Genomic DNA, 8,073 nt, shown 5'->3' on the forward strand with positions numbered 1-8,073 from the left:
GACGAGACGAGCAGCAATGAGTCGAGGAGGGAGCACCATGGCGCGGTCATCGATCAAGGACGAGAAGGTGTACGAGGAAGTACGGAAGGATGGTGCGTCGAAGGAGAAGGCGGCGCGGATCGCGAACGCTGCCGCCAACCGTGGTCGTTCCAGTACCGGCCGCAAGGGCGGCAAGTCGTCGTCGTACGAGGACTGGACCGTTGACGAGCTGAAGAAGAAGGCGAAAGAGGTGGGACTGTCCGGCTATTCATCCAAACAAAAGGGTGAATTGATTACGGCACTGCGCAACCATTGAACATGTTCAACCATCAGCGCGGGTAGGACCGCTACGGCCGTGAGAGGCACAATGCCGTGTCGTCGGAGACACCGGGCGCCGCAGGGCAGCGTCACTCCCAACCGGGTCGCGTTTCCTGGTCCTCGTCTGCCAAATCTGCTCGTACCACATGACGTCGCAGGGCATTTCACCCAGCCCGACCTCTTCAATGAATACGAGCAGAGCCCTGGCCGGTATCACATAGCTCCGGTACGTGGCCCACGCACGGCAACTCCAGTCCGAAAGAGCGCACCGAAGGGATTTACGTGGGAGACACGGTGAGGGGCAGAGGCAGCGCGTGATCGGCACCTCTCCGTTGCCATCGCGGAGTCATTGTCCGGCGGGAGAATCTCCACCGTGCTCGGCGCCGACCTGGCGGTGGCGGTCGCCGGAGTCGGCGGTCCACAGACTCAGGACGGCCAGCCACCGGGCACAGTGTGGTTCGGGGTCTTCACCAGCGGTGAGATTCGCACCGAACTACGGCACTTCGACGGTGAGTCCGGCGACGTGGTGGCGTCGACCACAGACCATGCCTTGTTCCTGCTCGAACACGCACTTCAACGCTAGCCCTAGTCCAATGTGGTTTCGGCGAGGAAAGGGTGAGGAGATGTCGATGTTGCTGCGAACCCCGGGTGTCTATCCCCCACAGGACGATACGTGGCTCCTCGCCGGTGCTCTCGCCCAGCACACCCTGTCTCCGCTGACAAGGGTTCTCGATATCTGTACCGGCACGGGAGCGCTCGCCCTGCGGGCCGCCGCACAGGGAGCGGGCAGCGTCACCGCAATCGACATTTCTCGCCGTGCCGTGCTCACCGCCCGAATCAACGCTCGGATACACGAACGCATGATTCGGGTGCTGCAGGGAAGCCTCACCACGCCCGTCCGCGCAGAATACTTCGATCTGGTCATCTCCAACCCGCCCTACGTCCCCGCTCAGGATGACAGACTTCCCGACACCGGCGTGGCGCAGGCCTGGGACGCCGGCACCGATGGGCGAGCGCTGCTCGACCGGATCTGCGCCCAGGTCCCGGACGTACTCGCACCCGGGGGAACACTGCTTCTCGCCCAGTCGGGACTGAGCGGGGTCGACAAAACCCAGGTCATGCTCGAGGAGCAGGGTTTGGCCGTCGACGTCGTCGCTCGGCGGGAGATTCCCTTCGGTCCCGTCCTGACCGCACGCCGCCGCATGCTCGCGGCCCGCGGAATCATCACCGCCGATCAGCGGACCGAAGAGATCGTGGTGATCCGCGGACGACAACACACCTGAACGCTCGCTGCGACACCGGAGGCGAGGCCTACAGGGTCGGGCCGCCGCGGGCCGTGCAGGACAAGTAGACAACGCCCCCTGCTATTTGATGAAGCAGCAGACGTCGCAGAAAGTTTCGCAGCCCAGCTCGAGAATCACCAGCTGCACCACGAATCTGCGATAAGGGTGATTTCAGGGAGACGTTGGCACGCATCGTCACAGCGGCGATCGGCCATGACGGCAGGAATGCCAGAAGGCCACCGTCCTACGAGGCTTGCCAGGTCGACGAGCTAGAAGCGTGCCAACAGAGAACGATGAGGATGTCGTCGGATTCGACCCTGTCGTGGGCTCGGACGCCGGAAGGGAACGGTAGCCGATGCACGCGCCCCGCAAAGTCGTGATCACCGGCGCAAGCGGAAATGTCGGCACCGTGCTTCTCCGGCTCCTCGCGGCGCAGGAACCCGGGACCGCAGTGATTGGGATCGCCCGCCGAACGCCTCCGCACACCTCTCCCTACGCGCATGCGCACTGGCACGAGATCACCTGGCCCGAGGCAACGCGCACTCCGCGCTCGTCCCAGTGCTCGAGGGTGCCGACGCCGTGGTCCATCTGGCGATCGCGTTCCAGCCGGCCCGAGACCGCGACTACCTGCGGAGAACAGCGGTCGCCGGGACCCGTGCAGTCGCGCGGGCGGCTCGGGCCGTCCGAGTGGGCCACCTGGTCCATCTCTCGTCGGCAGCGGTGTACTCACCCGGCGCCTACGGCGCGCCGGTGACCGAACAGTGGCCCTCTGGAGGCATTCCGCGTTCGATCTACAGCGCCGACAAGGTCGCTCAAGAGGATGTCCTCGACGAGATCGAGGCGGCAGCTGCAGTGGACGGGCAGTCGCCGCTCCTGGTCACTCGGATACGTCCGGGCCTGATCGCCCAGCATGACGAGGTCACCGCTCTGCTTCGGTACGCGGCACCGAGCTATCTGCCGCGAACCTTGTCCCGGCGGATACCGGCACTGCCGGTGCTCCCCCTCGATCGCTCCCTCTCGCTGCCGTCGTGCACACCGAGGACGTCGCCGACGTGGTGATGAAAGCCCTCGCCCATCGGGCGGCAGGCGCGTTCAACGTCGCCGCCGACGAACCCCTGACCGCGGACCTGCTCCGCGACGCCTCCGACGCCCATCTCGTGCATGTTCCCGCACCGGCATTGAGCATCATCACCAATCTCGCATGGGCTCTGCATCTTTCCCCTGTCCATCGAGGATGGATCGATCTCGCCTACGCCACCCCCCTCGTCGAATGCTCCCGAGCCCACGCCGATCTCGGCTGGCACCCGCGGCACGACACCGAGTCGGTGATCGGCGAACTCGTCGCCGGGATCCGGGAACGCTCGCGCAGCAGCAGCGCCGTCCTCGGCGAACGCTCACCGGCAGCACGGCTGCGAAAACTCCTCACTTCGGGACCCGTGACGAGACGAAAGCTGCCGTAACAGCGTGGCGCGGCTGCATGTTGTGCGAGTCTCGGTCTTGAAGTCGACAGTGGTGGCGGGGGCACCGATCGGGCTGCGGGTTGTTTCGTACCGTTGCCGTCGGGCAACCGAAACGGAGACACCAATGACGAAAGGGTGAGCACTCGTGAAAGCACTCGTCTGGCACGGCATCGGAGACATCCGACTCGACAACGTGGATATCCCCGACATCGTCGAACCGACGGACGCCATCGTCCGGCTGACCACCAGCGCGATCTGCGGCACGGACCTGCACCTGGTGCGAGGGACCATGCCGGGAATGAAGGAAGGCACGATCGTCGGCCATGAGGGCGTCGGTGTCGTCGAGGACGTCGGCGCCGCGGTACGCGGTTTCACTCCCGGCGACCGGGTGGTGATCTGCTCCACCATCGCCTGCGGAATCTGCTCGTACTGCCGCGCCGGATATTTCGCCCAATGCGACACCGCCAACCCGAACGGGCCCCAGGCCGGCACCAGCTTCTTCGGCGGACCGGAAGCCACGGGGGCCGTCAACGGGTTGCAGGCCGAATACGCCCGCGTTCCGCATGCCACCACCACCCTGGTCAAGATTCCCGACGCGGTGACCGACGACCAGGCGATCATGATCTCCGACGTCATGCCCACCGGTTGGTTCGGTGCCCGCCTGGCCCAGGTCACCGAGGGCGACGCCGTGCTGGTGCTCGGTGCCGGCGTCGTCGGCCAATGCGCGATCGCCTCCGCGAAACGCCAGGGCGCGACCCGGGTTCTGGTGGTCGACGGTCTCGACGACCGTCTCGCCATCGCCCGCACCCAGAACGCCGAGGTCATCAACTTCAACACCGAGGACCCCGTGGAGGTGGTGCGGGAGTTGACCGGTGGAATCGGCGTCGATCGGGTGATCGACGCCGTCGGGATCGACGCCCAGCGCCCCTCCGGTGGACCGGCCGCCAAAACATTGCCGGTCTCCGATGACTCCTTCGACGCCGAGCGTGGCAAGGCGGCGCCCGACGCCGATCCCGAGGGCGACACGTGGGTGCCCGGCAACGCCCCCAGCCTCGCCGTGCGATGGGCCGTCAAAGCCGCCGCGAAGGCCGGCAGCATCGGCATCATCGGTGTCTATCCACCCAATTTCGATGTCTTTCCGATCGGCGAAATGATGAACCGCAACCTCACCGTGCAGGCCGGGAACTGCAATCACCGTCGCTATATCCCACACCTGCTGGCCATGGCCGCGACCGGTGCCCTCGACCCCGCCGCGTTCATCACCCAGCACGCCGCACCGACCCGAGCTCTCGACGCCTACCAACGGTTCGACACCCGAGAGCAGGGCTGGCTCAAGACCGTCCTCGACGTCACCTGACCCACGGGACATCGATCAAGGACGAGAAGGTCTACAGGAAGTGCGGAGGGACCGCGCATCCAACGAGTTGAAGGAGAAGGGGGTCTACTTGTCGGTAGCTCCTTCGCCCGGTTCTTTGTACGATCCTCCGGTCCGTTCCATGCGCGTTAGTCCCGCGGCCCGCGGGCACTCGGGTCGGATGACGACCCTGACCGCACTTGCCCTGACGTGTTCGCTCAAACCCTCCCGGCGCCGTCGAGCAGTGACTTGATCGCCGACCAGGTCCTCACCGAACGGGCCTCCCACGAGGTGACCGGCGACAAGATCCGCCTCGTCGACTACGACATCCGGCCGGGGGTCGACACCGACATGGGCGACGGCGATCAGTGGCCGGAGATCCGGCGACGCATCCTCGACGCCGTGCCCGAGGCCGTCGCCGCCACCAATGCCACCGCCGCCCCGCAACGCCGCCCACCTCGCGCGGGCACTGCGGACACAACCGTACCCGGCCGCGAACTGAATGCCGCACAACCACTCTGACCGCCCGGACCCTCGGGTCAGCGTGGTTGCGCGGCGAATCGCAATCCGAAGTTGTTCAGTGTGGCGGGCAATGGCCGGTCCGGACTCAGTCGGGGAACCGAGGTCAGCTCGAAGCGAACCCGGGCGAACAGATGCGCCATCACGGTGCTGGTGACGAGCAGGACGAGGAACGCGGTGTCGGCCGGGACGGTGAAGCGTCGGCCGTCTGGCCCCCACCCGGTCTCCTCGGTCGAATCCCGCAGGATCGCCGGGGTGGTCGGCCACGGCCGCACCGAGTCGAGCATCACCGCCCGCAGGTACCGATATTGCTGGACCTCGGTGAGGTCGGCATCATCGACCTCAGCTTCGGCGCGTCGGCGTTCCTCGGGGTGCGTGGCCAGCAGGGCCAGAGCCCGGCTGCAGGCGATACCGGCAGCGTCGAATGCAAACAGCCAGTGCGGCATCTGCCCGACCGGATCGACGGCCCCGCCCGCGTCCGTGGCGGCGACGGTGGCGGCCAGGGAGCCCGGTTCGGCGTGCCCGACGTAGCGGTACAGATCGTCGAAGAACCGCTTACGCAGCCGGGGACGGTCCGGCGAGAGGTAGGACCAGTTGCCGATTCCGACGTAGCCGCCACAGCCGGTGGGTGGGGGTCTCGTCGTCGCGAGCGGCGGAACCGAACGCGATTCTGCGGACGATTCGCCACCACATCTGCGTGAACTGGCCGGAATCGAGTCGGTCGAAAACGCTGCGGTGGCGGTGATCACCGTTCGGAGCACTGTGTCTTCGCCATCCGGTTGGGCGCATTGCTAGCAGTGGTGTCAAGCAAAGATGCATGATGGGTAGCCGTGACGGGGCTTGCGTTCGACCAGCCCGGCGGTCGTCTGGCTGGTCTTCTCTCGACTCACCGGATAACGGTCTCGCGGCTACTTTTCTTCTTCTCCCCCCACGTGGTCGCGAGTAGGACGACGACGGTCAAATCTGTTGTCTCGATTCGGAAGATTTTTGTACGACAAGAAAAAGCAGTCCTGGGTAAGGATCGACCAGATCCTCGCCAGTTCGGGTTCTGGCTACCGTGACCTCGTTCGTCACGCGGATCAGTCTCCGTCGAGAAATGGTGCAACATAACGCCCTCCCGCAACGCCCACGGACTCACCTCCCCTGTTGGCTCCGCGGTGGCGCGCGTGGCTGCCCCGCCACCCTCCTCGCCGAGAGGAACCACATCGCCGGCGGTTCTGAAGTCGTCGTCCGGCGAGACTTCACCGCGACTGCGACGGAGTAACGTTCCAAGCAGAGACGCAGGGCGCCTCCGGGTCGGCGTGCCCGCTGGTGTCCGACGGCAGGCAAGGATGCCCGGGCGCGGTGAGGATGGTGTGACGATGGATGATTTCGATCACGCCAGCCTCGGCGCGATCATGGCAGAACTGGCCCGATCGTGGACCGCCCCAACCGATGTCGATCACATCCTGCACGCGGTCACCCAGGCGGCGGTGGACTTGATCCCGGGCGCCGACAGTGCCGACATCCTCACCATCAGCAGCCGCCACAAGTTCCACTCCCTCGCCTCCACCTCCGCGCTGCCCGCGGACCTCGACGCCGTGCAGGCCCGCCACGGGCAGGGCCCTTGTGTCGAGGCCGCGCTGGACGGTGAGGTCGTCCGCAGCGACGATCTCGAGTCCGAAACGCGCTGGCCGGAGTTCACCCGGGAGGCGGTCCGGTCCGGGGTGCGCAGCGTCGCCTCGTTCCGCCTCTACACGCGCACACACGTCGTCGGCGCCCTGAACGTGCTCGCGATGACCGCGCACGCCTTCGACGACGAATCCGTCGCAATCGGTGAGGTTCTGGCGGCGCACGCGGCGATCGCGATCATCGCCGACCGCCGCGAACTGCAACTGCGGTCCGCCCTGGTCAGCCGGGACCTGATCGGCCAAGCCAAAGGCATGCTGATGGAACGCTTCGACGTCGGCGCGCACCAGGCCTTCAAGATGCTCGTCACTCTGTCCCAGCAATCCAATCACCCGCTGGGAGAGGTCGCGAAACGGGTCGTCGACCTCGGACCGGACCGGCGACACTGAGCAGGCAGCGCTACCTTCCGGATACCAACTGTCGGGAAGGGGTGTCTGAACTATCAGGAGTTCGATGGGGGGACCAACCTGGCGATGATCGACCGGGCGGGCACTCCCGGACTGACGCCCAGGCGGTGGGCATGATCGTCGATCAACACCCGCGCCCGCCCGGGGGTGATATCGAGGATGCCGGCGATGATCCCAGTCGCTTGCCCGACACGCGCGTCGTTGACCACAGCCAGCATGACAGCCGGTCCGCGCGGTGCACACGCCCCTCGTGGGTCAACTCCAGCAGCGCCAGATCGGCGAGAACCCCCGCGCGGCGATGCTGTTCGTGATAGGACGCAGTGGGTTCGGTGAACTGCATACACCCGCCCTGCCTGCGACCACGGCGCCGTCAGGGGTTCGTTCACGTCCCCGATGGGTTTCACCGCGTAGTCGGGGGTAATCCATTGGCAGACACTCCGATGTTCCGGAGCATCAGAGTCGTCGAGGCTGCACCAGTTCAGCCGAGTAGCTGGTGCAGCCGCACGGGAAGCCTCCAGCAATCCGCCAAGGCGATGCACGCGCTCGGGCGGTGTGCCCATCCCCGAGCCCGGACCGGATTGTGGCCGGTCGCAGTTGGGTGATTCGGTACACATGTCGTCGGCGCACCCCAGGACACGGCGACGACCACGAGCGCTCTCGCAGAAAAGATCTTGCCTCGTTCACGCGGGGATTATCACCACGCGGTCGTCGCAGAGATGCTGTTCATCACGACGGACTTCCTCGCCCACGACTTCGGCATCCACGTCTTCTGACCACCCGATCAACACCTCGAACGTCAACGAGGAATGGGGGACGGTGGACGGACCCCGCCACCCGAGAAGACACCCGGTTCGCATTCGGCTCAGGTCTGAGAGGCACCCATCGTGGATGTGTTCATCGACACCGTCGCCTCGCTGCTGCAGGACGTGCACTGACATGTTTCGCGGTCATCCTCGTAGCGGCTGTCTGGGACTGGGCCACGCGATCGGTGGTGGATCGAGCGATGCCGCCGTCGCAGTCAGGTGCTCGACGGCGGTGACCAGCAAGTCGGTGGTGGCGTCAGCGCGGATTGTCGGGGGTATATC

At 65.9% G+C, this 8,073-nt stretch carries 9 protein-coding genes; 8 read left to right on the forward strand and 1 reads right to left on the reverse strand.

What is annotated here, in order from left to right:
• Positions 1 to 37: 37 nt before the first annotated feature.
• From ACFTZB_RS39895 to ACFTZB_RS39925, 7 genes are all read left to right on the forward strand, one after another.
• Positions 38 to 295: a Rho termination factor N-terminal domain-containing protein gene (locus ACFTZB_RS39895; RefSeq protein ID WP_378440614.1), complete on the forward strand. Its 258-nt coding sequence runs from the start codon at positions 38 to 40 to the stop codon at positions 293 to 295.
• A 375-nt stretch (positions 296 to 670) separates the two neighbouring features.
• The gene (locus tag ACFTZB_RS39900; RefSeq protein ID WP_378440601.1) at positions 671 to 880 is read left to right on the forward strand and encodes a CinA family protein; all 210 of its coding nucleotides are present in this window, start codon (positions 671 to 673) and stop codon (positions 878 to 880) included.
• Positions 881 to 926: 46 nt separating this feature from the next.
• The gene (locus ACFTZB_RS39905) at positions 927 to 1,580 is read left to right on the forward strand and encodes a HemK2/MTQ2 family protein methyltransferase (protein ID WP_378440603.1); all 654 of its coding nucleotides are present in this window, start codon (positions 927 to 929) and stop codon (positions 1,578 to 1,580) included.
• 522 nt (positions 1,581 to 2,102) lie between these two features.
• A complete protein-coding gene (locus ACFTZB_RS39910; RefSeq protein WP_378440616.1) occupies positions 2,103 to 2,639 on the forward strand; it encodes an NAD-dependent epimerase/dehydratase family protein in 537 nt (178 codons plus the stop codon).
• Positions 2,609 to 3,040: a hypothetical protein gene (locus tag ACFTZB_RS39915; RefSeq protein WP_378440605.1), complete on the forward strand. Its 432-nt coding sequence runs from the start codon at positions 2,609 to 2,611 to the stop codon at positions 3,038 to 3,040. The genes ACFTZB_RS39910 and ACFTZB_RS39915 overlap by 31 nt, the downstream gene beginning before the upstream one ends.
• Positions 3,041 to 3,185: 145 nt before the next feature.
• Complete coding sequence (locus tag ACFTZB_RS39920; RefSeq protein WP_378440607.1) at positions 3,186 to 4,397, forward strand: alcohol dehydrogenase catalytic domain-containing protein; 1,212 nt, start codon at positions 3,186 to 3,188, stop codon at positions 4,395 to 4,397.
• 246 nt (positions 4,398 to 4,643) lie between these two features.
• Positions 4,644 to 4,916: a hypothetical protein gene (locus tag ACFTZB_RS39925; RefSeq protein WP_378440609.1), complete on the forward strand. Its 273-nt coding sequence runs from the start codon at positions 4,644 to 4,646 to the stop codon at positions 4,914 to 4,916.
• Between the two features lie 17 nt (positions 4,917 to 4,933).
• On the opposite strand, the gene ACFTZB_RS39930 is transcribed toward ACFTZB_RS39925, so the two are convergent.
• Complete coding sequence (locus ACFTZB_RS39930) at positions 4,934 to 5,662, reverse strand: hypothetical protein (protein ID WP_378440610.1); 729 nt, start codon at positions 5,660 to 5,662, stop codon at positions 4,934 to 4,936.
• 612 nt (positions 5,663 to 6,274) lie between these two features.
• On the opposite strand from ACFTZB_RS39930, the gene ACFTZB_RS39935 reads away from it, so the two are divergent.
• The gene (locus tag ACFTZB_RS39935; RefSeq protein WP_378440612.1) at positions 6,275 to 6,970 is read left to right on the forward strand and encodes a GAF and ANTAR domain-containing protein; all 696 of its coding nucleotides are present in this window, start codon (positions 6,275 to 6,277) and stop codon (positions 6,968 to 6,970) included.
• Positions 6,971 to 8,073 lie beyond the last annotated feature (1,103 nt).

This window comes from Rhodococcus sp. NPDC057014 (assembly GCF_042673295.1).
GTDB lineage: Bacteria > Actinomycetota > Actinomycetes > Mycobacteriales > Mycobacteriaceae > Rhodococcus_F.